This is a genomic window from Thalassospira sp. (genome assembly GCF_030690045.1).
Classification (GTDB): Bacteria; Pseudomonadota; Alphaproteobacteria; order Rhodospirillales; family Thalassospiraceae; genus Thalassospira.
The window spans coordinates 649241-673896 of record NZ_JAUYHK010000011.1 but is presented as its reverse complement, the minus strand read 5'-3'; the positions used below and the strand labels follow the sequence as shown (position 1 = coordinate 673896).

At 56.2% G+C, this 24656-nt stretch carries 20 protein-coding genes and 3 tRNA genes; 17 read left to right on the top strand and 6 right to left on the bottom strand.

The genetic code is table 11. From position 1 onward, the window contains the following. The first annotated feature begins 63 nt into the window (after window positions 1–63). The 3 genes from Q8O73_RS09105 (at window position 64) to Q8O73_RS09095 (ending at window position 2898) form a co-directional block, all read left to right on the top strand. On the top strand, window positions 64–591 hold the full coding sequence (locus tag Q8O73_RS09105; protein ID WP_305557752.1) for a gamma carbonic anhydrase family protein: 528 nt from the start codon (window positions 64–66) through the stop codon (window positions 589–591). Window positions 592–675: 84 nt separating this feature from the next. Next, on the top strand, window positions 676–1581 hold the full coding sequence (locus Q8O73_RS09100) for a DMT family transporter (protein WP_305557750.1): 906 nt from the start codon (window positions 676–678) through the stop codon (window positions 1579–1581). 102 nt (window positions 1582–1683) lie between these two features. Next, complete coding sequence (locus Q8O73_RS09095) at window positions 1684–2898, top strand: cytochrome-c peroxidase (protein ID WP_305557748.1); 1215 nt, start codon at window positions 1684–1686, stop codon at window positions 2896–2898. A 1-nt stretch (window position 2899) separates the two neighbouring features. Here the strand turns inward: Q8O73_RS09095 and Q8O73_RS09090 are convergent, their stop codons facing one another. Continuing rightward, the gene (locus Q8O73_RS09090) at window positions 2900–3775 is read right to left on the bottom strand and encodes an NAD(P)-dependent oxidoreductase (RefSeq protein ID WP_305557746.1); all 876 of its coding nucleotides are present in this window, start codon (window positions 3773–3775) and stop codon (window positions 2900–2902) included. 137 nt (window positions 3776–3912) lie between these two features. Between Q8O73_RS09090 and Q8O73_RS09085 the strand changes: the two genes are divergently transcribed. Next, the gene (locus Q8O73_RS09085) at window positions 3913–4728 is read left to right on the top strand and encodes a hypothetical protein (protein WP_305557744.1); all 816 of its coding nucleotides are present in this window, start codon (window positions 3913–3915) and stop codon (window positions 4726–4728) included. Window position 4729: 1 nt separating this feature from the next. On the opposite strand, the gene Q8O73_RS09080 is transcribed toward Q8O73_RS09085, so the two are convergent. Beyond that, complete coding sequence (locus Q8O73_RS09080) at window positions 4730–6529, bottom strand: alpha/beta hydrolase (RefSeq protein ID WP_305557743.1); 1800 nt, start codon at window positions 6527–6529, stop codon at window positions 4730–4732. Between the two features lie 196 nt (window positions 6530–6725). Here Q8O73_RS09080 and Q8O73_RS09075 point away from each other — a divergent pair, with 196 nt between their 5' ends. The 5 genes from Q8O73_RS09075 to Q8O73_RS09055 all read left to right on the top strand — a co-directional run bounded on the left by Q8O73_RS09075 (window position 6726) and on the right by Q8O73_RS09055 (window position 13294). Further along, window positions 6726–8096, top strand: coding sequence for an OmpA family protein (locus Q8O73_RS09075; protein ID WP_305557741.1), 1371 nt, complete (start codon window positions 6726–6728; stop codon window positions 8094–8096). A gap of 133 nt (window positions 8097–8229) precedes the next feature. Further along, on the top strand, window positions 8230–9474 hold the full coding sequence (locus tag Q8O73_RS09070; protein WP_305557739.1) for an LL-diaminopimelate aminotransferase: 1245 nt from the start codon (window positions 8230–8232) through the stop codon (window positions 9472–9474). A gap of 73 nt (window positions 9475–9547) precedes the next feature. Then, on the top strand, window positions 9548–10852 hold the full coding sequence (locus Q8O73_RS09065) for a homoserine dehydrogenase (protein WP_305557737.1): 1305 nt from the start codon (window positions 9548–9550) through the stop codon (window positions 10850–10852). 106 nt (window positions 10853–10958) lie between these two features. Further along, on the top strand, window positions 10959–11918 hold the full coding sequence (glpX, locus tag Q8O73_RS09060) for a class II fructose-bisphosphatase (protein ID WP_305557735.1): 960 nt from the start codon (window positions 10959–10961) through the stop codon (window positions 11916–11918). A gap of 83 nt (window positions 11919–12001) precedes the next feature. Continuing rightward, on the top strand, window positions 12002–13294 hold the full coding sequence (locus Q8O73_RS09055) for an Hsp70 family protein (RefSeq protein ID WP_305557733.1): 1293 nt from the start codon (window positions 12002–12004) through the stop codon (window positions 13292–13294). A gap of 29 nt (window positions 13295–13323) precedes the next feature. On the opposite strand, the gene Q8O73_RS09050 is transcribed toward Q8O73_RS09055, so the two are convergent. Further along, a complete protein-coding gene (locus Q8O73_RS09050; RefSeq protein ID WP_305557731.1) occupies window positions 13324–13644 on the bottom strand; it encodes a hypothetical protein in 321 nt (106 codons plus the stop codon). 122 nt (window positions 13645–13766) lie between these two features. On the opposite strand from Q8O73_RS09050, the gene recJ reads away from it, so the two are divergent. Then, window positions 13767–15560: a single-stranded-DNA-specific exonuclease RecJ gene (gene recJ / locus Q8O73_RS09045; RefSeq protein ID WP_305557730.1), complete on the top strand. Its 1794-nt coding sequence runs from the start codon at window positions 13767–13769 to the stop codon at window positions 15558–15560. A 12-nt stretch (window positions 15561–15572) separates the two neighbouring features. Here recJ and Q8O73_RS09040 read toward each other — a convergent pair whose 3' ends face one another. Next, complete coding sequence (locus tag Q8O73_RS09040) at window positions 15573–16037, bottom strand: hypothetical protein (RefSeq protein WP_305557728.1); 465 nt, start codon at window positions 16035–16037, stop codon at window positions 15573–15575. 708 nt (window positions 16038–16745) lie between these two features. On the opposite strand from Q8O73_RS09040, the gene Q8O73_RS09035 reads away from it, so the two are divergent. The 5 genes from Q8O73_RS09035 to Q8O73_RS09015 all read left to right on the top strand — a co-directional run bounded on the left by Q8O73_RS09035 (window position 16746) and on the right by Q8O73_RS09015 (window position 19371). Beyond that, the gene (locus Q8O73_RS09035; RefSeq protein ID WP_305557726.1) at window positions 16746–17582 is read left to right on the top strand and encodes an ABC transporter substrate-binding protein; all 837 of its coding nucleotides are present in this window, start codon (window positions 16746–16748) and stop codon (window positions 17580–17582) included. A gap of 105 nt (window positions 17583–17687) precedes the next feature. Next, on the top strand, window positions 17688–18938 hold the full coding sequence (locus Q8O73_RS09030) for an MFS transporter (protein ID WP_305557724.1): 1251 nt from the start codon (window positions 17688–17690) through the stop codon (window positions 18936–18938). A gap of 135 nt (window positions 18939–19073) precedes the next feature. Beyond that, window positions 19074–19149 (top strand) — tRNA-Glu (locus tag Q8O73_RS09025). 31 nt (window positions 19150–19180) lie between these two features. Beyond that, window positions 19181–19256, top strand: a tRNA-Glu gene (locus Q8O73_RS09020). 39 nt (window positions 19257–19295) lie between these two features. Continuing rightward, window positions 19296–19371: transfer RNA gene (locus Q8O73_RS09015), tRNA-Glu, on the top strand. A gap of 70 nt (window positions 19372–19441) precedes the next feature. Here Q8O73_RS09015 and Q8O73_RS09010 read toward each other — a convergent pair. Further along, complete coding sequence (locus Q8O73_RS09010; protein ID WP_305557722.1) at window positions 19442–20782, bottom strand: DNA polymerase IV; 1341 nt, start codon at window positions 20780–20782, stop codon at window positions 19442–19444. Between the two features lie 95 nt (window positions 20783–20877). Next, the gene (locus tag Q8O73_RS09005; protein WP_305557720.1) at window positions 20878–22116 is read right to left on the bottom strand and encodes an EAL domain-containing protein; all 1239 of its coding nucleotides are present in this window, start codon (window positions 22114–22116) and stop codon (window positions 20878–20880) included. Between the two features lie 306 nt (window positions 22117–22422). Between Q8O73_RS09005 and Q8O73_RS09000 the strand changes: the two genes are divergently transcribed. Next, the gene (locus tag Q8O73_RS09000; protein ID WP_305557718.1) at window positions 22423–23802 is read left to right on the top strand and encodes an SPOR domain-containing protein; all 1380 of its coding nucleotides are present in this window, start codon (window positions 22423–22425) and stop codon (window positions 23800–23802) included. A 66-nt stretch (window positions 23803–23868) separates the two neighbouring features. Beyond that, window positions 23869–24612 (top strand): S-adenosyl-l-methionine hydroxide adenosyltransferase family protein, encoded by a 744-nt coding sequence (locus Q8O73_RS08995; RefSeq protein WP_305557716.1) that lies wholly within the window; start codon window positions 23869–23871, stop codon window positions 24610–24612. Window positions 24613–24656: the final 44 nt, after the last annotated feature.

Below are 24656 nucleotides of genomic sequence, written 5' to 3'. Positions count from 1 at the left end.
GGTCGATCCTGTAAATAAGGATTTGCCGCAAGGTCACGCCACCCTGTTTCAAGGAACATCGCCATGCTTTTCCCGTATCGCGGGGTTATGCCCACATTATCGCCCACTGCCTTTATTGCCCCCAATGCGACGATCATTGGCGATGTGGAAATCGGCGCGGATAGCGGAATCTGGTTTGGCTGTGTCATTCGCGGCGATGTGCATGAAATCCGCATTGGCGCACGTACCAATATACAGGATTTGACGATGGTGCATGTCGCCAAGGGCAAGTTTGGCACCTATATCGGCGATGATGTGACGATTGGACATGCGGCGGTTATTCATGCCTGCACCCTTGGCAATCTCAGCTTTGTCGGGATGAGTGCCACCGTGATGGATGGTTGCGTGATTGAAGACGGGGCGATGCTGGGCGCGGGGGCATTGCTGGCACCGGGCAAACGCATTCCGTCCGGGGAATTGTGGGCGGGGGTTCCGGCGCGCAAGGTTCGGGATTTACGGCCCGATGAAATCGAGGCTTTCCGGGTTTCGGCGGAACGTTATGCCGAATTGGCGGCGGAATACCGCATCGATCTTGGCAAAATTCAGGACTGATTGCCGGGATTGCGGTTGGCCCGTGATCCGGCGTGTGGACCTTGTCTAATTGCGGCATCAGACCGCATTTTCTGGATGGAAACGATGACCCGCTGGCAGGCTAATGGCCTTATCCTGTTTGTTGCCCTGATCTGGGGGACGACCTTTGTCGTTCAGCAGACCAGCATGGAAAGTATCGGGCCGTTTTATTTTACCGGCATCCGGTTTTTGCTGGGCACCGTGGTTGTGCTGCCCTTTGCCCTGCGCGAGGTGGTGCGTTTGCATGCCGGGGGATATCGGTTTGCCCGGCGCGACAAGATCGGGTTGGCGGTGACCGGGTTGTCGATGTTTCTGGCATCAATCCTGCAACAAATCGGCATCATGGATACCACGGTTACCAATGCCGCGTTTTTCACCGCGTTTTATGTGCCGCTGGTGCCGATTCTGGCGCTTGTGGTGTTTCGCATTGTGCCGCACTGGGCGGTGTGGCCGGGCGGGGTGATGTGCGTTGTAGGGACCTATTTGCTAAGCGGTGGCAACCTTGGTGCCCTGCGCGAGGGTGATTTCTGGGTCATTGGCTGTGCCTTTTTCTGGGCCTGTCAGGTGGTGCTGGTCGGGATTATGGCCAAACGCACCCGTGCGCCCCTGACGGTGGCAGTTGTGCAGTTTTTCATCACCGGTGTCCTTGGCATGATGATGGGCATCGGGTTTGAAGAGGTCAGTTTTGCCGCAGTTTTTGGGGCCGGGTTTGAAATCCTGTATGCCGGGATTATGTCGGCGGGGCTGGCCTTTACCCTGCAATGTGTGGCGCAAAACCATACCGAAGCCGCCGATGCAGCGATTATCATGAGTGCCGAGGCGGTTTTTGCCGCAATGGCCGGGGCGCTGTTTTTGGGCGAACGTCTGGCATTGATCGAGTATGCCGGGTGCGGGTTGATCCTGCTGGCGATTGTTGCCGTTCAATTGATGCCGTTGCTGCGATGGCGCAGGGCGCATGTTTTACGGCCCTGAAATTAAGGGGGTGGGCTTGACGTTGATCAATGGATGGCGCAAATAGGGGTGCTATATGGCAAGTCAGAATGATTTGCATCCAGTCAGCCCGGACATGTCACCATGAAGCATCCTGTATCTGCCCTGTTTTCCACCGTGTTGCGGCGTCCTGCATTGTGGGGTGTTTTACTCTGTGTAACGGGACCGGGCGGGGTGATGGCAGCGGAACCGCTGGCATTTTCCAGTCTGCCGGATTTGGGGGCGGCCCTTTATTTCGATCCCAACCTGTCGCAAAATCGCACCCAGTCCTGTGCCAGTTGCCATGACCCGGCAACGGCGTTTCGTGACCCGCGTAGCGATATTGCCGGTGGTGCGTATTCGTTGGGCGATGATGGTGCATCGCTGGGGGATCGCAATGCGCCATCGGCGGCCTATGCGATGTTTTCGCCCGACTTTCACATTACCGCAGAAGGCGTTGCGGTTGGCGGGCAATTCTGGGACGGGCGGGCGCGGGACCTTGCCGAACAGGCCGGGGGTCCGCCATTGAATCCGATTGAAATGGGCATGGCCAGCAAGGCCGATATCACTGCCCGTTTGCAGGAAAATGACGATTATATCGCGGCATTTGACGCGCTGTTTGGCAAGAATATCTGGGACGATCCTGATCATGCCTATGACGCGATGACACAGGCGATTGCCGCCTTCGAGAAAACCGATGAATTTGCGCCGTTTTCATCGAAATATGACCGGTCGCTGCGTGGTGAATACAAAATGACGCCCGAGGAAGAACTGGGACAGGTTTTGTTTTTCTCGCAGCAATTTACCAACTGCAACACCTGCCATCAGTTAAAACCGACACCGGGATCGGAAGGCGAAATGTTTTCCAATTACGAACATCACAATATTGGCGTGCCGCGCAATGTGGCGATGCGGGTTACGTTGGGCAAGGACCCGGATTTTACCGATAATGGCCTTTTGGATCATCCGGCGATTGACGACCCGGCAATGCGCGGCAAATACAAAACGCCGTCCTTGCGCAATGTCGCGGTGACCGGGCCTTATATGCATAACGGCGTCTTTGCCGATCTGCGCACCGTGATCAAATTTTACAACAAATTCAACAGCCGCGCCAAATCGGCCCAGATCAACCCTGAAACCGGTGAACCTTGGGGCGATGCCGAAATACCTGAAACGGTTTCCCTGACCGAACTGGAACAGGGGGATGCCCTTGATAACAAGCGCATTGATGCCCTGGTGGCATTTCTGAAAACCCTGACGGATGAACGGTATGAACCGCTTTTGGCGGAACAGGAAACCGCCGCACAGAAACAGAAATAGCCTATCTGTCTTTCAAAATGTCAATCACCGCACTTTGTGCCAGATCACCAAGGCCTGCTTTGGTGGCACGGTCAAATATTCCGGTTGCGGCCGTACCAACCGGCAAGGCAATGCCAAATTCATCGGCGAGCCGCAGGGCATAATTGGCATCCTTGGCGCGCAGGGCCGTGGTGAAATGGATGTTTTCGTGATGATTGCCGCTGATCATGCCGGGAATGGTCATCATGCCGGAAGCACTGACATTTGCCCCTTTGGCAAAGGTGTCGGCAACCATGTCGCCGTCCAGCCCGGCCTTTTGCGCCACGGCGACCAGTTCGGCCACGGCCGCAATATGCACCGCGCCCAAAAGATTATGCATCAGCTTGTAAACTGTGCCCGATCCAATCGGCCCGAAATGAACGATCCGGTCACCGGCCTTTGCCATGACGGGGCGGGCACGTTCAAGGGATTCTGGCGTGGCACCGATCAGAAACACCGTTTTGCCCGCCGCGACATCGGCCGGAACGCCGGTGACCGGCGCATCGATATAAGTGTGTCCGGCGGCTTCGATCTGTTGTGATAAGTCCAGAACAAAACCGTGCGACAGGGTGGAACATTCAATCGCCAGCGTGCCGGGTTGCAGGGCGGCAAGCGCCCCATCCGGGCCCAGCCAGACGGCACGGGCGGCATCGTCATCAGCCATGAAGGAGATAACAGTGTTAACACCCTTCGCCGCATCCGCCGGTGTTGCACAGGCAACAGCCCCCTTTGCAACCAGCGGGGCGATTTTATCCGGGCTTCTGTTCCAGACCTTGACCGCAAAACCCTGTTCCAAAAGATGGGTGATCATGGCTGATGCCATGCGACCTGCGCCCAGAAAGCTGATTGTCTGCGACATGGGATGAATGTCCGTTTTGTTGTGTTCTGCGATTCAACAAAGGCATAATTGGATCGATAATTCAATATATTGAACCAGATTAACGCTGCTGTTAGGGTTTGCGCCGTATTCCAGCCGATTGTCGGATAAACCAAAAAATGCATGTTTTCAGCCGCCCCCGCCTTGTTTCCGTTTTGCCGGGTATCCTTGCCTTGCTTGTGATGTTCGGGCAGGCAAAGGCGGCATCGCCGGTTTATGTTCTGGAAGAACTTATGGTCGGCGCAACGGAGCAACAGCTTTGCACGAAAGACGGGCAGTGGTGCGTTGGTATGATTTCGGGCGGGGAAGGTGACGTCGGGCTGATCGTTACAAATGGTGGTGAAACCGTTGGCGAGATGGCGTTGTCCACCAATGAAGGTGACCCGTGGTACGATGAATCCTTTGAAATCTGGCCCGGTATAATCCGTCCTGAAAGCGGAGAGGGAATTACCGAGGGGCCGGTTCTGATCGGGATTGAGCGCGGCGAAAGGGCATCCTATTCCGGTGGCGGGGCCAGTGTGACGATACTGGAGATGATCCGCATTTCCCCGATGGGGACCGAAGCCGCCAAAACCGTTCTTTCCGTGCCCGCATCAACTTACAAAATGATCCGGGCCTGTTTTAACGAACAGGATATGGGTCATCGCCGGGGGGCTTGTCATGACGAATATGTTCTGGAGGGGACGATCACACCGGATCGCCAAACGGTGAATGGATTGCCGGTGTTGCGTTATGATGCCGAAGCCTCGTCCTTTCCGCGCGGGGTTTCGTTGCACACAGATTCAACGACAATGCCGCCGCTAAAGGAATCCGATCTGGCCTATGAAGCGGACCCTGCATGCACATACAGCCGACTATTTCACTTTGACCGGGAAGCGGGCATCTATCAGCCCGATGCGCCGCTCCCCGATTGCAGTGATTATACCATTCCGTAAATCAGGCCCGCACCTTGACATATTCGCCCGGTGCCGGGCCCAGCACCTTCATCTTGCCATCGCCCGGTTTGCGGGCCGGAATTTCACCCCCGGCGCGGCGACTGATCCAGTTTTGCCAGTCGGTCCACCATGATCCGTCATGCTGGGTTGCTTTCGCCAGCCACTGATCGGGACTGGCCGGATTGCGGTTATAGGTCCAGTGGCAATATTTGTTCGCCGCAGGCGGATTGACCACCCCGGCAATATGACCCGACGCCGACAGAACGAATTTCACCTGCCCGGACATCAATTGCGTTCCGGCATAGGTTGCCTGCCACGGCGCAATGTGGTCTTCGCGGGTGGACAGGAAATAAACCGGGATTTTGATATCGCGCAGGTCGATTTTCTCGCCCATTATGCTGATGCCGCCCGGTTCACGCAGCAGGTTTTGATGATACATGTTGCGCAGATAAAAACTGTGCATCGCCTTGGGCATGCGGGTGGAATCGGAATTCCAGTACAGCAGGTCGAACGGGAACGGATCCTTGCCGAGCATGTAATTATTGACGACAAAGGACCAGATCAGATCATTGGCGCGCAACATGTTGAACGACATCGCCATGTCGCGCCCGTCCAGAAACCCGTCCTTTTCCATGCGGTGTTCCAGCGATTCAATCTGTTCTTCATCGACAAAAACAGACAATTCGCCCGGTTTTTCAAAATCGGTCAGGGTGGTCAGGAAGGTTGCCGATTTGATCCGTTCATCTCCCTTTTTTGCCATATAAGCAAGGGTAGAGGCCAGCAGGGTGCCGCCCAGGCAATAGCCGATGGCGTTGACATCATCTTCGCCCGTGGCTTTTTTGATCATCTCAAGGGCGGCCAGAATGCCGTCGCGGGCATAATCCTCGAACGATTTTTCGGCCAGTTCGCCGTCCGGATTGACCCATGACAGGACAAAAACCGTGTGGCCCTGATCAACCGCCCATTTGATAAAGGAATTTTCCGGGCGTAAATCCAGAATGTAATATTTGTTGATCCATGGCGGCACGATCATCAAAGGGCGTTTGGCGACCTTGTCGGTCGAAGGGGTATATTGCAGCAATTCCATCAGCGGCGTTTTGCCAATCACAGCGCCGGGCGTGGTAGCAACATTTTCGCCGACCTTAAAGGCATCAAGATCGGTCATGCTGATTTGCAGTTTGCCCTTGCCGCGTTCAAGGTCGGATAACAGGTTCTGCAAGCCTTTGACGAGGTTCTCGCCGCCACTTTCAAGGGTGGTGCGCAGGACCTCGGGATTGGTTATCAGGAAATTGGTCGGTGAAATGGCATCAACAAATTGGCGGGTATAAAAATCAACCTTCTGGGCGGTTTTTTCGTCCAGCCCATCCACGTCGTGGACGGTGTTTTGCATCCATTGCGACGACAGCAGATAGGATTGCTTGATGTAATCAAACAGTTCGTTTTGTTCCCATGCCGAATCCCGAAACCGCCGGTCGCCTTTGGGTGGGGTCACCACCGGTTCGGATTCCTGCCCCATCATCCGCATGGTGGTATTGTGCCAAAGCTGAAAATAATCCTGCCACAGGTCGATTTGCGCTTCGACCATTTTGGTTGGATTCTTCATCATGTTGCTGGTCAGTTCCATAAAGGCGGAACCGATATTTAACGGATCAGGATCGGCAATTTCCCCGTCTTTTCCCTGTTTTGCAAGGAATTCAGCAACAAGTCTTTGACTTCTTTCGGCTATTTCCGCCATTGTTGCGGAAAGTTCTTCGGGGGTTGGTTGATGGATTGCGGTGTCGCTGCCCTGTTGATCGGTCATGGCGCATTCCTTATGATATCGTCCGTCATATCGGCTTGTTAAATGAACAACACGGATTGATATTCGGACCTGACAGTGTATCTACAGTCTTAACGTGCCGTCAGGGGATGATACAAGAGATATAAGGGTGACGTTTTTATCGTAACAGGTGATAACAACGTTTCAGCAAGGCATTTTTTTGGAGCGGCGAATAAATATGAGCGTCCTGAAACCGACCTCGGACCACCGGCAGCAGCAGCCGATCACCCGGCGATTCCTGAAATGCGGGTCGGCACTGGCAATCATATTGATGCTGGGGGCTTGTTCCTCGGTGCCAGACGCCCTTAATCCGGTCGAATGGGGCAAAAGCATCGGCGATGCTTTTGACGGCGGGGACGCCAATGGCGGAAAATCCGACGAACCGATTCCCGGTGAAGATGGCGATTATCCGCGTCTTGCCGATACCCCGGCCAAACCGGTTGTCACCGGCGATGCCGAACGCGATGCCTTGGTTCAGGGGCTGGCGGCGGATCGCGCCAATGCCCGCTATGATCAGGGCGGTCGTCGTCAAAGCACCCCGCCGGTCAATCCATTGCAGCCCGCCCCGGCGGCCAGAACGGCAGCCGCCCCGGCACCGACACCCGCTCCTGCGCCAGTGCCAGCACCAGCACCTGTTGCCGAAGTGATTCCGACGCCGGCCCCGGCCGCGCCTGCACCTGTTGCACCGGCCCCTGCGGCGCAAACCGCCGAAAGCACAACAACCCAGACAACGGCCAGCGGATCGCGCATTGCCGATGAATGGAATGCCAAGGCATCGGGCAGTGCTGCGCCAGCACCAGTTCCGGCACCAGCACCGGTGCCGGATCGCGCCGAAGCCCTTGCCGAACCATCATCAGCACCGGTCCCGACGACGGTTATCGCGCCGTCTGGCGACGCCGTGCAGGATCAATATCAGCGCCGCCTTGCCGAGGGGGAAGGTGTGTTTGCCAATGAGCCACCACGCTATACCCCGGTTGACAGCGGCCAGAATTTTGATCCGTCCGTTTATAATGACGGCAATGTGATTGTCGATGAAAGCCAGCTTGGCTCCAGCACCATCGAAGGCCGCAATGTCGGTTATATCGGGGCGTCTACCTATGGCGATATCGGTGCGATCAACAGCGATTCCGACAATGCCGTTCTGGCCGCCCGTCTGGGCGTGCGGTCGCTGGACAGTCTTGATAGCGCCTATAATTCAACGCAAATCGCCCAGATCCAGTTTGGCTATGGTGCAGCAGCATTGTCTGCCAATGACGAGTCTGTGTTGCGACAGGTCGCGCAAAGCTGGCAACAGAATGGCGGTATCCTGCGCGTGATCGGCCATGCTTCGATGCGGACCGGCAATATGGACCGCGACCGGCATATCGAGGTCAACCGTCAGGTTTCCGAACGCCGGGCATCTGTGGTGGTGGATCGTCTGATTGCGCTCGGGGTTAATACCGATGCAATTTTTGTCGGGGCGCTCGGATCGATGGAGCCGCGCTATTATGAAGGGGTTCCGGCCGGTGAAGCTGGAAACCGTCGCGTCGAAATCTTTATGGATTATTGATCCCAAAAAAGGTACATCCTTCGAATTGTATGGCGTGCCGCTGGGTTTTAGCCGGGCGGCACGCAATTTTTTTCAATTCGAGGTCGGATTTTTCGCATAAAGTTGCGTTACCCGTCCATCACAAGGGAAATGGATGATGTCCCAGGACTTTCACCGCATTAAACGCCTGCCGCCTTATGTCTTTGCTGAAGTCAATGCAATGAAGGCGGCGGCGCGGCGAGCGGGTGAGGACATTATCGATTTCGGCATGGGTAATCCCGACCCGGCCACCCCGCAGCATATTGTCGATAAACTGGTCGAAACCGTCCAGAATCCCAGCACGCATGGTTATTCCCAGTCGCGCGGCATTCCCGGTTTGCGCAAGGCGCTGGCGGCGTATTACGGGCGGCGTTTTGGTGTCGATATCGACCCGGAAACCGAAACCGTGGTCACACTGGGATCAAAAGAAGGTCTTGCCAATCTGGCTGCGGCCATCACCAGCCCCGGTGATATCATTCTGGTCCCCAATCCCAGCTATCCGATTCATGCCTTTGGTTTCATCATTGCCGGGGCGGCGTTGCGCCACATCCCGATTGCCCATGATGAACAGGGTCTGTTCAATGCCGAAAGTTTCATGGATCAGTTGCATCGTGCGGTGAAACATTCAGTGCCGAAACCCAGTGCGGTGGTGTTGAATTTTCCGGCCAATCCGACGGCCCTGACGGTTGATCTGGCGTTTTACAAAGAAGCCGTCGATTTCTGCCGTCAGCATGAAATCTATATCCTGTCCGATATCGCCTATTCGGAGATTTATTTTGACGGCAATCCGCCGCCCTCGATCCTGCAAGTGCCGGGGGCCAAGGAAATCGCCGTTGAATTTTATTCGCTGTCGAAAACCTATTCGATGGCGGGTTGGCGGATCGGGTTTGCCACTGGCAACAAAAAACTGATCAATGCCCTGACGCGGATCAAATCCTATCTGGATTACGGTGCCTTTACCCCGATTCAGGTGGCGGCAACGGCGGCGCTGAACGGGCCGCAGGATTGTGTCGAAGGGTTCCGCAATCTGTATCGCGAACGGCGCGATATCTTTATCGACGGGATGCAGGCAGCGGGATGGAACATCCCGTCACCGCAGGCGACGATGTTTGCGTGGGCACCGATTCCCGATGCCTTTGCCGAACTGGGGTCGCTTGAATTTTCCAAACTGCTGTTGCAGGAAGCCGGGGTTGCAGTGGCACCCGGTCTTGGCTTTGGCGAATATGGTGACCGGCATGTCCGGATTGCGCTGGTGGAAAACAAACATCGCATCCGGCAGGCCAATCGCAACATCAGGCAATTCTTCCAGAAATGTCCGGATATAAATTCTGCACGTGAACTGTTGAAGAAATCGCGCTGATATTCGATAACACTGCATCGGGCGTATTCGGGGATTCCCGGATACGCCTGCCGGTGCAAAAAAAGGAGCTATCGTGAACGAGGTTGTCAAAATCGGAGTGGCGGGTCTCGGCACAGTCGGGGCCGGAACGGTAAAGCTGTTAAGCGAACATCGCGACATGGTGACCGATCGTTGTGGTCGTCAGATCGTGGTGACGGCGGTATCGGCGCGGGATCGTACCCGTGACCGTGGCTTTGCGACCGATGGCCTGACCTGGTACGAAGATGCCCGCGATATTTCCCGGGATGACAATGTTGATGTTGTGGTTGAACTGATCGGCGGATCGAACGGGATTGCCTGGGATGTTTGCAAAATTGCCCTTGAAAACGGCAAGCATGTCGTCACCGCCAACAAGGCCCTGATGGCAACGCGCGGGGCCGAACTGGCGCGCATCGCCGAGGCCAACAATGTCACCATCGCCTACGAAGCCGCCGTTGCCGGGGGTATTCCGGCGATCAAGGCGCTGCGCGAAGGATTGGCGGGCAATGCGGTATCGCGTGTGACCGGCATTCTGAACGGCACCTGCAACTATATCCTGACCACCATGCGCGAACAGGGCCGCGATTTTGCCGATGTTCTGGCCGAAGCCCAGAAACTGGGTTATGCCGAAGCCGATCCGACCTTTGATGTGGATGGCATTGATGCCGCGCACAAACTGGCGATTTTGGCCAGTCTGGCCTTCGGGATCGAGGTGGATTTTGATGCGGTCGCGGTCGAGGGCATTCGCAAGGTATCGGCCCTTGATATCGAATATGCCGAAGAACTGGGCTATCGCATCAAATTGCTGGGCATTGCCAAACAAACCGCCGAAGGAATCGAACAGCGTGTATCGCCGGTGATGGTCGATAAATCTACCGCGATTTCCAAGGTCGAAGGCGTTTTTAATGCCGTGGCCATCGAAGGTGATTATATCGGATCACTGGTACTGGAAGGTCGCGGGGCGGGGGAACGTCCGACCGCATCGGCCGTGGTTGCCGATATTATCGATATTGCCGCAGGCCGCATTGCGCCGGTTTTTGGCGTTCCGGCCAAACGCCTGCGCAAAAATGTGCGGGCCTCGCTCGAAAAACATAGCGGGCCTTATTATTTGCGCCTGATGGTTTGGGATCGTCCAGGTGTCATGGCCGGTGTTACGGCGGCCCTTGCGAAACATGGCGTGTCGGTGGCCTCGATGTTGCAGCATGGCCGTGCAGAAACCGACGGCGGCGTTGTGCCGGTGGTTTTTGTCACCCACGAAACCGGCGAAGGGGCGATGACGGCGGCACTGGCAGAAATTTCAGCCTTTGAAAGCAATTCCCAGCCGCCGGTGCTGATTCGTATCGAAAGTTTTACAGCGTAACAAAACAAAAAAAAGACATAAGCGCCCCGCAAGGTTAAACCTGCGGGGCGCAAAGTTCCGGGCAACCGGAACCCCGCCGGGAAAACAGAAAACAAGGACCTTACAGATGGATCGTAACCTCGCGCTTGAAACTGTCCGTGTCACCGAAGCTGCTGCGCTTGCCTGTTCGGTGCAGATGGGCCGTGGCGATGAGAAGGCCGCCGATCAGGCCGCCGTTGACGCCATGCGCAATGCGCTGAACAGCATGGATATCCGCGGCACTGTCGTCATTGGCGAAGGCGAACGCGACGAAGCGCCGATGCTTTACATTGGTGAAGAAGTCGGCACCGGCAATGGCCCGGAAATCGACATCGCCCTTGATCCGCTGGAAGGCACGACCATCTGTGCGACCGGTGGCCCAAATTCGCTGGCCGTGGTTGCGATGGCCGAAAAGGGTGGGTTTTTGAATGCGCCCGATACCTATATGGAAAAAATAGCGGTCGGTGGCGGCCTGCCCGAAGACGTCGTTAATCTGGACGCCAGCCCGGGTGAGAATCTGCGCAATCTGGCATCGGCACGCGGCTGTGCCGTTTCCGATCTGGTGGCCTGTATTCTTAATCGTCCGCGCCACGAAGAACTGATTGCCAAAACCCGCGAAGCCGGGGCGCGCATCATGATGATTGATGATGGCGATGTGGCCGGTGTGATTGCAACATCTGAAAAAATCAGCGGCGTCGATATTTATATGGGAACCGGTGGCGCGCCCGAAGGTGTGCTTGCCGCCGCCGCCCTGCGCTGCATCGGCGGTCAGTTTCAGGGCCGTCTGGTGTTTCGCAATGACGATGAAATTGCCCGTGCGAAAAAATGGGGCATCGAAGATTTGACCCGCATTTACAAGCTGACCGATCTGGCACGCGGCAATGTGATGTTTGCCGCCACCGGTGTCACCGATGGCGCGATGTTGCGCGGTGTGCGCCGTTTTGCCAATGGGGCCGAAACCGACAGCATCGTGATGCGCAGCCAAAGCGGCACCGTGCGCTATGTCCGTGCCGTGCATGATTTCAGCCGCAAGATCTGGTACAAGTAAAAACCACAGACCCGATGTGATAACGGGGGCGCTTTGGCGTCCCCGTTGTGTTTTTTGATCTCTTTTTATGGCGGGGTGCCTCAATGTCCGAAATTATTGCCCTTGATTTTGGCACCACCAATTCGGTCCTGGCGGTTGCCGATACGGACGGGAATGTGCGGTCTGCTGTTTATAATGTCGGCGATAGTCATTTCGACACCTACCGCACCATCCTGTATTTGTGGGAAGAACAACATCTGACCGAACGCGGGGCGCGCTCGGACCTCAGAAGCTGTTCGGGGCCGTTCGCCATTGCCGAATATCAGCGTGAAAGCCAGGATTGCCGCCTGATCCAGTCGATCAAATCCTATCTGGCGGCACAGGATTTCAAGGGGACTGAAATTTTTGGCCGGGCCTTTGCGCTCGAAGAACTGATTGCACTGTTTTTGCGTCAGATCCACCACCATGCCGAAAACAGTTTGGGCCGGTTGGGGCATCGGGTGATTTCCGGTCGACCGGTTTCCTTTGCCGGGGCGGCCCCGGACAATGATTTTGCCGAAAATCGCCTGCGCAATGCCTATGAACTGGCGGATTTTGATGTGGTTCGCATGGTGTATGAGCCACTGGCCGCGTCCTATTATTATGGCCGGACCTTGCAAAAACCCGAAACCTTTCTGGTCGCCGATTTTGGCGGCGGCACCAGCGACTTTTCCGTTATCCGCTTTACGCCCGATATGGGCACTGCCGGGGTGACGGCACTGGCCCATACCGGCCTTGGCATTGCGGGCGACAGTTTTGATTACCGCATCATTCAAAATGCGGTGTGGCAACGTCTGGGTTTTGGCAGCACCTATAAATGGATGGGCAGCACCTTGCCGGTCCCCCGGCAATATTTCACCGCCTTTTCTCGCTGGCATAATCTGTCGATGATGCGCGATCCGCGCACCCTTAATGACATCCGGGCGATTATCCGAACGGCCGACAAGGCCGATGATATCGAAGATTTACTGACGATCATCGAAGAAGAAATGGGGTTCTTTCTGTATCAGGCGGTGGCAAAGGCCAAGGCGGAACTGTCGGAACATGACAGCACGATTCTGGCCTTCAAACATGGCGGGGTCGAGATCGAAGAAAAACTGACCCGTCAGGATTTTGAAAGCTGGATCAGTCCCGACATTACCGAGATCGAAAAAGCCGCACACAATTGCCTGACACAGGCACGGGTCAGGCCCGGCGACATTTCAAAGGTGTTTATGACCGGCGGCACATCCTATGTGCCTGCGGTGCGCAAGCTGTTCGAGGATACCTTTGGCAAGGACCGCCTTGAAATCGGCCAGCCGTTTTTGTCCGTCGCACATGGTCTGGCGATGATCGCTGCGGATGAGGGGATTGTGTGAGGTCTGTACTGTCATGACGGGCGAACCTTTTACATATCGCAGGAAAAATCACCGCCGCATTGCGTTTCCATCAGCACCATCATCAGTATGAACAGGGCAAAGCCAAATACCGGCAGGGTGTAAAACCAGATGGCCTTTTGCCAACGTTTGAAAATCCACGGCAGGATCGCCCCGGCAATGGCCAGGACCGGAAACAGCAGCACCGAATAAAACAGCAAATGGGTATAGGGATTGTCACCCGATCCGGGGGCGGCAAACATCATCGGGGAAAACATCACAAACGGGAACGACATCAGGGCGGCGAGAACGCACAGGATGCTATAGCTGATACGGGCCGGTTTGCCGGTCATGTCGGGGTTCCTGATGTTATTTTTCTGCAATCACCGGATGTATTTTGCACGAAATGGCCGGGCGGACAAGCCATGCTGATTTTGGGGTTTGAGCCGGGGCTGCTTTGCGATATCCAGAAGGCATGATGCAAAAATCCGACGACAGAACTTTCATGGGGATCGAGCGATCCGTAACCGGCAAATGGTGGCGGGAACGCGATATTGACGACCGGCTGGGCGCGACATTGGCACAACGGTTTGGCGTGCCGGAAATTGTCGGGCGGGTGATGGCGGCGCGTGGCATTGGCCTTGACGATGCCGAAAGTTTTCTGAACCCGACCCTGCGCGATCTGATGCCAGATCCCTTTGTGTTGCGCGATATGGAAAAAGCGGCGAAACGGATTGCGGGTGCCGTACAGGCCGGGGAAAAAATTGCGGTTTTTGGCGATTACGATGTCGATGGCGCCACCAGCACGGCCTTGCTGAAACGGTTTTTCCGGGCGGTGGGCAGTGATGTTGTTGTCCATATTCCCGACCGCCTGAAAGAAGGATACGGCCCCAACAGTGCTGCCCTGCTGGATTTGCAGCGGCGCGGGGCGACGCTGGTTCTGACGGTTGATTGCGGGGTGACGGCCTATGCCCCGTTGCAGGATGCCCATGATGCCGGGCTGGAAATCATTGTCGTCGATCATCATGCGGCCGAGCCGGAATTGCCCCCGGCGATTGCGGTGGTCAATCCCAACCGGCTGGATGATGACAGCGGCCTTGGGCATTTATGCGCCGTCGGGGTGGCGTTTTTGCTGTCGGTGGCGGTTTTGCGCGAATTAAAGGCGGCGGGCTGGTTTGAGAAAAGCGGCCATGTCGCACCCGATTTGCGAAACTGGCTGGATCTGGTGGCGTTGGGGACGGTGTGTGATGTGGTGCCGTTGCGCGGCCTGAACCGCGCCTTTGTCACCCAGGGCCTGAAAATTTTGCGCCATCGTCATAATGTCGGCATGGCCGCCCTTGCCGATATTGCCGGGGTCAATGAAACGCCGGGGGCCTATCATCTGGGCTTTATCCTGGGGCCACGGGTCAATGCCGGGGGCCGGGTGGGCGAGGCATCATCGGGTACCATCCTGTTATCGGACGACGATCCGGCGCAGGCACAGGAAATTGCAAAGCGGCTGGATGAGTATAACCGCGAACGCAAAAGCATTGAGGATTTCGTGCTGGATCAGGCGATCCGTCAGGTCGAGGAAAAACAGCGGGTCGGCGCGCTGGTGCTGGTCGGGGCGGAAGGATGGCATCCCGGCGTGATCGGCATTGTTGCCAGCAGGCTGAAGGATCGTTATCACGTTCCCGCCCTGGTGATGGGGCAGGTTGATGGCGTGTTCAAGGGATCGGCGCGGTCGGTGCGCGGCATTGATCTGGGGGCGGCGATCATTGCGGCCCGGCAATCCGGGCTTTTGATCAATGGCGGCGGGCATGGCATGGCGGCCGGTTTTTCGATTGAACCGGAAAAAGTCCCGGCCTTTGAAGAATTCCTTGAAGAACGCTTTGCCCGTCTGATGGCCGAACATGATATTCGTCCAACATTCAGTGTCGATGGTGCGCTGCATGCGATGGGGGCGACGCTGGATCTGGTGGCGGCCCTTGAGAAACTGGGGCCGTTTGGGGCGGGTAATGGCGAACCGCGTTTTGTTTTTACCGATTGCCGGGTGATCAAGGCCGATGTCGTCGGGGCCGATCATGTGCGATGCATCCTGTCAGGGCGCAACGGGCAGGGCCGGCTCAAGGCGATTGCCTTTCGCTGTCTTGATAATGATATGGGGCAGGCCTTGCTGAAACATGGCGGGCGACCGCTGCATATTCTGGGGCATTTGCGCCGTGACAGCTGGCAGGGGCGCGACGGGGTGCAATTGCTGATTGACGATATCGCCGCCCCGGCAGGATGACCCCGATTGGTTTCAGATCCCTGTCCGGGCGCGATACCGGTCGATGATTGCAACAATCAGATGGGAAATCAGCGTACCATAATCGCCTGTGGGTTGTCGGTCTGGCAAGGTGCTGAGAATTTCATCATGGGCGGCGACAATATCCGATACCACCGCCGGGGCATTTTGGATGCCTTCGGCCGCCAAAAAGCCACTGATGATCGCCATCAGGACATCGCGTTCCATATGGGCGGCGGGTTGCCCGCCGGTATGGGGGGCATAAAGTGCAGAATCGGTGGTATGGATCGGACCATCACCGGTTGCGATCCAGTCAAGCCGGACATCATGCTGTACCGCCATGCGCGAGATTCCGACAAATCGTGGTTCTGACTGGGCCTGACACCAGCGATTGAGCTGTTCCGGAATCACGCCTGCGGTTTGGGCGGCATCTTTTTTTCGTGCAAAAAGATCAACGACATGGCGGATGCGATTCCCCATCTCGTGATCCAGAACAGGCAGGTTTTCTGCGCTTTTTGCTGTTTTGTTATGTGCGGTCATGCGCCGGGCAGCAGTGTAATGTCAAAACAGCAGTGACGCACTCATACGGCGAAAGGTGCGAATACCGAAAATTTATAGTTGAATGCCGAATTTTTTCGATGTAACTGTTATTCATGCGCAACCGTTAATGGTTCTTTTTGTTGATGTAAGCCGGGCGAACCGGCGTTGCCTGAAAAATATAATATGACTTGTAAGCACTTGGGGTAACTGGTCGGGGATTGTGTGGAGTTGACGGAATGCCTGCGATCAGACAGGCAGGGTTACGGTTCGGATGTTTGCCGTGGCCTCCCATCCGTGCTTCTACGCACGCTAGAAAAACTATTGTGCGTCAGAAATGTCTGACGCAACATAAAGTTCTTTGTCAGTGACTTTCGCCCGGATCACGAAAATATGTTTCGTGAGTCTAATTGCGTTGAGCCTTGCTGGCAATGAACATATCAGCAGTTGCATCGCGCTGCTGTGATGCTGCAAAACAGTTCACCCCCCGCATAACATATTATTTTTCAAGTGCTTTTACGACAACCGGTTTGATCCCTGTGTCTGGATATGGGGATCATTTGCCGAAATACGATATCGAATATTGTATACGTTGAAAAAGAACGGTTTTTGCAAGGCCTATTTCCGAAAGCATGGCGGGTAGGATTGAGGATGGCGGGCATACAGATATCAAGGCAGGGAATGCACCGGATTGTTGTCTGCCTTTTGACGGCCATGGGCCTGTTGATCTGTGAGGCCGACATGGTGCAGGCCGCCAGCGATGATGGTGTCGGCGATCTTGCCGGGGCACGGACTGTCCGGCTGTATACCGAAGATTTCCCGCCCTTTAATTTCTGGGCGGGGGAACGGTTAAAAGGGGTCGGGGCCGACATTATTCATGAAATGGCCCGGCTGCTGGACCATGATGGTGCCGTTGAAATCCTGCCGTGGAAGCGGGTGATGATGGCGGTCCGGGAAAACCCATATACTGCGGCCTTTTCAACGGTACGGATTCCGGAACGCGAGGAAGAATTTAAGTGGGTCGGGCCGATTGCCACGGTTCAGACTTGGCTTTATCAGTCCTATGACAGCCCGTTTCATCTTGTGACCATTGAAGATGCCCGCAAGGTCAATGCCCTTGGCGTACAGGCTGGCGGGGCGGCGGAACGATCCCTGACACAGATGGGATTTGACAATCTATCGGCCTTGCATAATCCGGACAATGCCCTGCGTTTGCTGCTGGCCGGGCGTATTGATGCGTGGGAAGCCGCCGATGCCGTTTTCAAATATCAGCTTGATGAACTGGGCGTGGATGCAAAGCAGGTCCGGCCCACGGTCAATCTTGGCAAATACGAGCTTTATCTGGCCTTTTCTCCCCAAACCCCGGATGAAGCTATCCTGCCGTGGCAACATGCTCTTGAACAATTGCATGCCAGTGGCATGTTTGGCGCCATTCAACGGCGCTATGGCCTGACGCCGGTTATGTCGCATCTGGAAATAACCGACTGAAATTCCCGTTATTGTGGGACAAAGGCAAAACCGGCAAGGGTGGTATGCCCTTTTGCATCACCGGAAGACTTGCCGCCATGCGCAGATCGTCATATGCCATAAGGCATGAATAACAACCCGCTATCCTCATCCGGACACAAAAAGATCGGCACCTTTCTTTTGGTACTGGTCCCGCTTTTGTTGTCTTTTTCGCTCAGCCAGTTTTATCGATCCGCTCAGGCGATACTGGCCGAACCGCTGCGGCTTGAACTGGGTGCAACGCCCGAACAGCTTGGCCTGATATCGGGCAGTTTCCATTTTGCCTTTGCCCTGATGCAAATTCCGGTCGGGGTGATGCTGGACCGTTATGGCGCACGCAAGACCAATGGCGTGATGATGATGATCACGGTGATTGGCGTGGTGATTTTTGCCAGCGCGCATAGTGTGACCGGCCTGATGATCGGGCAGGGGATCATTGGCGTTGGCTGTTCGGCGGCGTTTATGGCGACATTGGTGGTGGCCTCGCGCTGGGTGGCACCGGAAAAATTCGCCGCGACCTCGGGGATTATTGTGGCGTGCAGTTTGCTGGGCGTGCTGGCGTCGGCAACGCCGTTGGCCGCCCTGATCGAATTGCAGGGCTGGCGCGGGGTGTATTTCTGGCTGGCGGGGCTAAGCCTTGTGGGCGCGGTGCTCAGCCTTGTCATGGTGCGCGATGCGCCGGTTGGCCATGCCTATAACCAGCGGCGCGGCGAAACCGTGATCGAGGCGTTGCAGGGCATGGTCTCGGTCTGGAAAAACCGACAGGTCTGGTTGCTGGTCGCGGTGGCATTTTTCTCCTATCCCACCATTTTGACGGTGCGCGGTCTTTGGGGCGGGCCCTATTTGCAGGATGCGTTTGGGCTGTCATCCATCGGGGCGGGCAATATCTTGCTGGGCATGACGATTGGCATGATCATCGGTCCACCGGCCTATGGTATGGCGTCCCGTGCCCTTGGCGGGCGGGCGCGGCCCCTGATCCTGTTTTCCGTGTTCACGGCGGCCTGTTTGCTGTTGCTACAGGCGGTATGGGGGGTAACGGCGGTGGGTGTTGCTGCCGGGCTGATGATTGCGCAAGGGCTTCTGGGAAGCTGTGCGACGCTGAATTATGCGGCAACCCGGTCGGCGGTGCCCGAACATCTGGTCGGGCGGGCCTTAACCACGGTTAATCTGGCGACATTCGGCGGGCTGTTTGTCTTGCAGGGGCTTGCCGGGGTGATCATTGGATATTATCCGGCCGGGGCGGTGACCGGGTATCAGGTGATGTTCGGGTTTTTGGGGATCGGGCTGGGTCTGGCCGGGGTGGCGTTTTTCCTTGGTGGGCGCAGGCGGGCGAAATAACACCTGAAATTCCCCCCAAAATCAGGGCGTTTGCCGCAAAACCGCCAAGACTTCAAAAAAAACAGGGCCAGAGGGAAAAACCCGCTTGACCTTGCCCTGTCCACTCGGTAAAACCCGGCCTCGTTAACGGATTGCGTCCCCTTCGTCTAGAGGCCTAGGACACTGCCCTTTCACGGCGGCAACAGGGGTTCGAATCCCCTAGGGGACGCCACCGTTAACCGGACTGCATTTTGGTGCGCTGTGTCCCCTTCGTCTAGAGGCCTAGGACACTGCCCTTTCACGGCGGCAACAGGGGTTCGAATCCCCTAGGGGACGCCACCAGAACCGCAGCCCATATAAGATCGCATCGCGATTTGCGTCCCCTTCGTCTAGAGGCCTAGGACACTGCCCTTTCACGGCGGCAACAGGGGTTCGAATCCCCTAGGGGACGCCATTTTTTTAAAGTACCACATTACGAAATCCCGCCAAATTTTTGATTTGCGGGTATTTTTTTGTTTGCTGCATCAAAATTCAAAGTGATGTTGCCGGGGCTGGCGCAGGCGCAGACGATAGGGTCGTGTCAGGCTTTCGCGTAATTGTTCCATCGTTGGTCGTGGCAGTTTGACTGGCGAGGAATGGGAAATTTCCGCCGCTGAAATCTCGCCCTGTATGTCTTCGTCCGCTGCAAACAAATCATGCGGATCGGCTTCATCGGCCGTTGATAATTCCGAAACCCCGACACCCAACAACCGGTATTTCGTACCGTCAATTTCCTTTTTCAAAAGCGTCATCGCACTTTCGGTAATCACATCCTGCCGCAATGACGGGTAAGTCAGCCGCATATTGCGGGTGCGGGTTTTGAAATCGGCGGTTTTCAGTTTCAGAACAACCGTATGCCCGGCGATGTTTTTCCGCGCCAGATCGCGGGCAACGCGGGCCGCCATGTTGGTCAGAATGGCGGCAAGTTCGGGCAGGGTGGCGACATCGGTGTCGAATGTTGTTTCCGCCGACAGGCTTTTGCGTTCGGAATGGGGTTCCACCCGCCGGTTATCCTCGCCGCGCGAAAAATAATAAAACCGTTTGCCGATGGTGCCATAGCGGCCCTGAAGGGTATGGATGTCCATTTCCTGCAACTGGCCGATGGTGGTGATGGCATCCTGATGCAGTTTGCGTTCCATTGCCGCCCCCACGCCCCACATCATCCGCACCGGCTTTGGCGCCAGGAAACCCGGTGCTTCGGCACGGCCAATCATTGAAAACCCAAAGGGTTTGTTGAGGTCCGAGGCGATCTTGGCGAGAAATTTGTTATAGGACAGACCAATCGACACCGTAATGCCGATTTCGGCCCGGATGCGGGCTTGCAGGGTGGCAAGGCATTCCGCCGGGCTTTGGCCCAACCGTTCGCTGCAATCGGTCAAATCCAGAAAGGCTTCGTCAATCGATAACGGTTCGATAATCGGGGTCAGGGCGCGCATCATATCGCGAATTTTCAAACCTTCGCGTTGATATTTTGCCATGTCGGGCGGCAGAAAAACACCATCGGGGCACAAGGCACGGGCCTTGAAGGCGGGCATGGCAGACCGCACGCCATATTTGCGTGCCACATAACAACAGGTCGATACCACCCCGCGATGGCCGCCACCTATAATCACCGGCATATCGGCCAGTTCGGGGCGGTCGCGTTTTTCAATCGACGCATAAAACGCATCACAATCAAGATGCCCGATGGTCAGATCGGGTAATTCGGCATGGGCAAGCACATCCGTCGCCCCGCAATGCGGGCAGGCAGGGAATTTTGCCGCCGCATCCTTGCCGGGCGGGGCGCGCCATTTATGATGACATGTCGGGCACAGGGCATATAACATACCCTTTTGTACCCTGTTTGTTCTGGTCTTGCCAGCATTTTGCATCGGTCTTGCCCTGTCTGCTGACAAATACGGGCAGGGGCCTTGCCGGTGGCTCAGACGGGGCGCTTGGCCGCCCGTTTGGCGGCGCGTTGGCGGGCGATCATATTGTCGATATAGCGGCCCTGAAACAGGGTAATGCCCAGCGACTGGCCAAATTTGATGGCCGTTGCACTGTCGCAGCGGCACAGGATCACCCGTTCCCGGCCAGAACTTTGCACCAGCGTATCGAGTTCCTTGTATTTCTTGCGGATGACATTGTCGGTCATTTCCTGGCTCCAGGCGACCTTGATAAAATCCGCCTTGAGGCTTTTGCGATCGACAAAGGACAGGGCCTCGACCGTCAGATTGTCAATCAGGATGCGATAACCGCGTGCCTGAAAATCATCCCGGACATTCAGATAGGTCTCAAGATTTGAAAACAGATCGACCTGGTTCAGTTCGATAATCACATTGCCCGGCCATTTCTGGCGGACAATTTCGTCAAACCGTTCAAAATCCTTGCTGGTCAGGGTGGCAAGATTGAGGTTGAGCGAGAAGGACGAGGCATGGGTGCGGAATGTCCGTTTGCACAGATAATTCAGCATCCGTTTGTCCAGAACCTCGGTCATATGCTGAAACAGCCAGCGATTGGACGCCAGATCGATGCTGGGCATGATGGCATTGCGCAGATCGGCAATCGAGACAAAAAATTCATCAAAAACCGGGTGCAGTTCCCGGCCTTCGCCCTTGCCAAACACGCAAACCGGCTGTTGGCGGATATGTTCGGACAGGTCGGCGGAATGAATGGTGTCTTCAAGTTGCGCAAGGTTATCGGCATTGATCGGCTGCAAAAGATCGCTGCTGTCTTGCGCCATTGCCGATTGTTGAATCTTGCGCGCCCGTTCATTCATGTGCTGGCACAGCAGCAGGAATTCCTGAAATTCGGTATTCAGATTGTACCAGGTGCAAAAACCGGTTTCCTCGCTTTGATCCTGGGCCAATGGATCATCGCGGAACAGATACCGCAGGGTATCGACCGCCGGTTCAACATCGGCAATCGATTTGTCTTTCCAGATGAACAGCAAATCATTGTTGGTCAGGACAAAAATGCGCCCGACATAAAGTTTGACATAGCTTTCAAAGGTGTTGGTCGCCACCCGGATATGGTAATCGCGCCGGTGAAAGGGTTTTAACCGCGACAAATGGATATGCACGGCACGATGCCCGAATTTGCGCGTTTCCAGACGCTGGACATAATCCAGCAGCAGATATTCCTGCAACGCCTGCTGTCCATATTGTCTGGGTTCGATCACAAGAACATCCCCTGAGCGTGTGCTGCTGCTACGTAACATTTTTTACACTTACCGGCTTTATATCAACATATGGCGCGTCAAAGACAGATTAACATCCCGAGGGATCAGATTTCGAGCTTTGTATAATTGTTATTGTTCTGATGGATAAACCAACTGCACGAAGATAACAAAGGCCTTTTAACGAATTATTGGTTGCCTGCACGGCAAACTGTGATCTTGGACATTTTCGGCCCTGGACGGGCTGTCTTGACAGGTGAAGATGCACATGCTTCCTTCATTTTCATGATGTTATAGGGGATTGGCACAATGATCGCAGCCCGTAAGGAAACCGGGGCCTTATGGCAAAAGGGGGCCAGAGGACTCGCCGTTCTGGGCATTGCCACACTGGTTTCGGCCTGTGCGCCATTGCTTGATCAGGATTTCTGGGATCAGGCAACCTCCTTTGCCGATGCCAACCATACGGCACTGGGCCTCGAACAGCTTGCATCGGGTAATTACCTGAATGCCGAACAACATTTCGACGAGGCACTGCGTAAAAATCCGCAAGACGGTCATGCCCTGTTATGGCGGTCTGTGGTCTATCAGAATACCAATCGCCCGGATCGCGCACAGGCCGGTTACGAGGCGGTTGTATCGCTGAATCCGCCCGGCACCGTCCTGATGAGTTCCGCCACCAGCACCGAACCAAGGCCGTTGCGCGATGCCGCCCAGTTTAATCTGGCCCGCTTGCAGCGCGGCCTGCCGGGCACGCTTAGCCTGAACGGCACAAATCCGGGGACCACGACCGGCGGTTTTGACGCCGCGACAACCAGCCGCCCAGCGACGCGCACCGCAACATCCCCGGTCGGATCATCGATGACATCGGGTGACGAGGCGATTGCGAAACGGTTTTCAACCTTGCGCGACTTGCAGGCGACAGGACTGGTAACACCCGAAGAATATTCAGTACGCCGCAGCGCCAATCTGGGGGCGCTGTTGCCAATGAGCCAACCCGCACCGGCGGCTTTTCTCGATGCACCGCCGCCCGATGCCACCCAGCTTCAGCAACGCCTTGAACAATTGAACCGGTCCCTGCAATTGGGCGCGATTACGGTTCAGGAACATGTCAATGAACGCACCGGGATTCTGAATGCCCTGTTGCCGGCCCAACCGCGTGAACGCGCTAGCCCACCCCCGGCACCGCAGGGCCTGATGGATGCGGCGCGCCAGATTTCCCGGCTGGAAGATCTGGCCCAGATGAAACTGATTACCTCGGATGAATTCCAGAAAGAACGCAGTGCCGTCGAAGCCGCGATTGTCGAACCCGCACGGGCGACCATGGTGCCGTCATCGACCGATGCCGTGCGCCCGGTGCGACCGGTGGCAACCGAAAACGGGGCTGTGCCGCGCCGTGTGGTTGGCGGGACCGAAGGAGGGACTGTGCAGGCCGCACCGGCAAGCAGCGGCGGGGCAAGCATCCATCTGGCATCCTATCGCAGTGCCGCCGAGGCCGAGCGCGGCTGGCGGGTGCTGACCGGGCGGTATGGCAATGATCTGGGCGGGTTGTCCCATGATGTGCAACGCGCCGATATTCCGGGCAAGGGCACCTATTACCGCCTGCTGGCGACGGGTATGAGCGGTGAAAACGCCCGGTCGGTCTGTGCGTCGTTGAAACGCAGCGGCCAGTATTGCGATGTCAAGGGCTAGGCCCGTCAAAGGAATGGCAATAACGGCCCTGCGATGGCAGCCGGGCCGGGGCGGGGAACCGCGCAGATGATCCTGATTTACAGCGATTTTGGCACCACCGGCCCCTATGGCGGGGCGATGAAGGCCGCAATCTTGCGGCAGGCACCGCATGCGCCAGTGATTGACCTGATGGTGGATGCACCGGACCGCAACCCGCGTGCGGCGGCGTTTTTGCTGGCGGCCTTGCGTGGGGAATTCAGACCGGGCGATATCGGCCTGTGCGTTGTCGATCCGGGTGTTGGCGGGACGCGCAAGGGGCTGATGGTGCGCTGTGATGATGTATGGTTTGTCGGGCCGGATAATGGCCTGTTTGAAATTCTGATCCGCCGGGCGCAACGGGCGAAAATCTGGCAGATTGACTGGCTGCCCGATACAGTATCGCCCAGTTTTCACGGGCGCGACATTTTCGGGCCGGTGGCCGCCATGCTTCATGACGGTCTGGATGTCGGACGGCACGAAATGGCACTGTCAGGCCGGGATGCCGGGCCGCAAGGCTGGCCCGACGATCTGACCGAAATCATTTACATCGATGCCTATGGCAATGCGATGACCGGCCTGCGCGCCGCAACCCATGATGGGGCGGTGACGGCAGGCGGGCGGGCTTTGCCACATGTCAGGACCTTTGGCGATGTCGCGCTGGGGCAGGGACTTGTGTATCAAAATTCATTTGGTTTGCTGGAAATTGCGGTCAATGGCGACCGGGCCGACAGGATGTTTGGTCTGAGTATCGGAAGCCCGGTTCATATCGCGCCGAAAAACGTGCAAACGTGACGTCCGACACAGCTGGGGCTGGTTATATCCTATAATGTGACACA

Bases quoted from the DNA above. Each gene is read 5' to 3' on its own strand.
- Q8O73_RS09105 (WP_305557752.1), top strand. From the start codon at position 64: ATGCTTTTCCCGTATCGCGGGGTTATGCCCACATTATCGCCCACTGCC.
- Q8O73_RS09100 (WP_305557750.1), top strand. From the start codon at position 676: ATGACCCGCTGGCAGGCTAATGGCCTTATCCTGTTTGTTGCCCTGATC.
- Q8O73_RS09095 (WP_305557748.1), top strand. From the start codon at position 1,684: ATGAAGCATCCTGTATCTGCCCTGTTTTCCACCGTGTTGCGGCGTCCT.
- Q8O73_RS09090 (WP_305557746.1), bottom strand. From the start codon at position 3,775: ATGTCGCAGACAATCAGCTTTCTGGGCGCAGGTCGCATGGCATCAGCC.
- Q8O73_RS09085 (WP_305557744.1), top strand. From the start codon at position 3,913: ATGCATGTTTTCAGCCGCCCCCGCCTTGTTTCCGTTTTGCCGGGTATC.
- Q8O73_RS09080 (WP_305557743.1), bottom strand. From the start codon at position 6,529: ATGACCGATCAACAGGGCAGCGACACCGCAATCCATCAACCAACCCCC.
- Q8O73_RS09075 (WP_305557741.1), top strand. From the start codon at position 6,726: ATGAGCGTCCTGAAACCGACCTCGGACCACCGGCAGCAGCAGCCGATC.
- Q8O73_RS09070 (WP_305557739.1), top strand. From the start codon at position 8,230: ATGATGTCCCAGGACTTTCACCGCATTAAACGCCTGCCGCCTTATGTC.
- glpX (WP_305557735.1), top strand. From the start codon at position 10,959: ATGGATCGTAACCTCGCGCTTGAAACTGTCCGTGTCACCGAAGCTGCT.
- Q8O73_RS09055 (WP_305557733.1), top strand. From the start codon at position 12,002: ATGTCCGAAATTATTGCCCTTGATTTTGGCACCACCAATTCGGTCCTG.
- Q8O73_RS09050 (WP_305557731.1), bottom strand. From the start codon at position 13,644: ATGACCGGCAAACCGGCCCGTATCAGCTATAGCATCCTGTGCGTTCTC.
- recJ (WP_305557730.1), top strand. From the start codon at position 13,767: ATGATGCAAAAATCCGACGACAGAACTTTCATGGGGATCGAGCGATCC.
- Q8O73_RS09040 (WP_305557728.1), bottom strand. From the start codon at position 16,037: ATGGGGAATCGCATCCGCCATGTCGTTGATCTTTTTGCACGAAAAAAA.
- Q8O73_RS09035 (WP_305557726.1), top strand. From the start codon at position 16,746: ATGGCGGGCATACAGATATCAAGGCAGGGAATGCACCGGATTGTTGTC.
- Q8O73_RS09030 (WP_305557724.1), top strand. From the start codon at position 17,688: ATGAATAACAACCCGCTATCCTCATCCGGACACAAAAAGATCGGCACC.
- Q8O73_RS09010 (WP_305557722.1), bottom strand. From the start codon at position 20,782: ATGTTATATGCCCTGTGCCCGACATGTCATCATAAATGGCGCGCCCCG.
- Q8O73_RS09000 (WP_305557718.1), top strand. From the start codon at position 22,423: ATGATCGCAGCCCGTAAGGAAACCGGGGCCTTATGGCAAAAGGGGGCC.
- Q8O73_RS08995 (WP_305557716.1), top strand. From the start codon at position 23,869: ATGATCCTGATTTACAGCGATTTTGGCACCACCGGCCCCTATGGCGGG.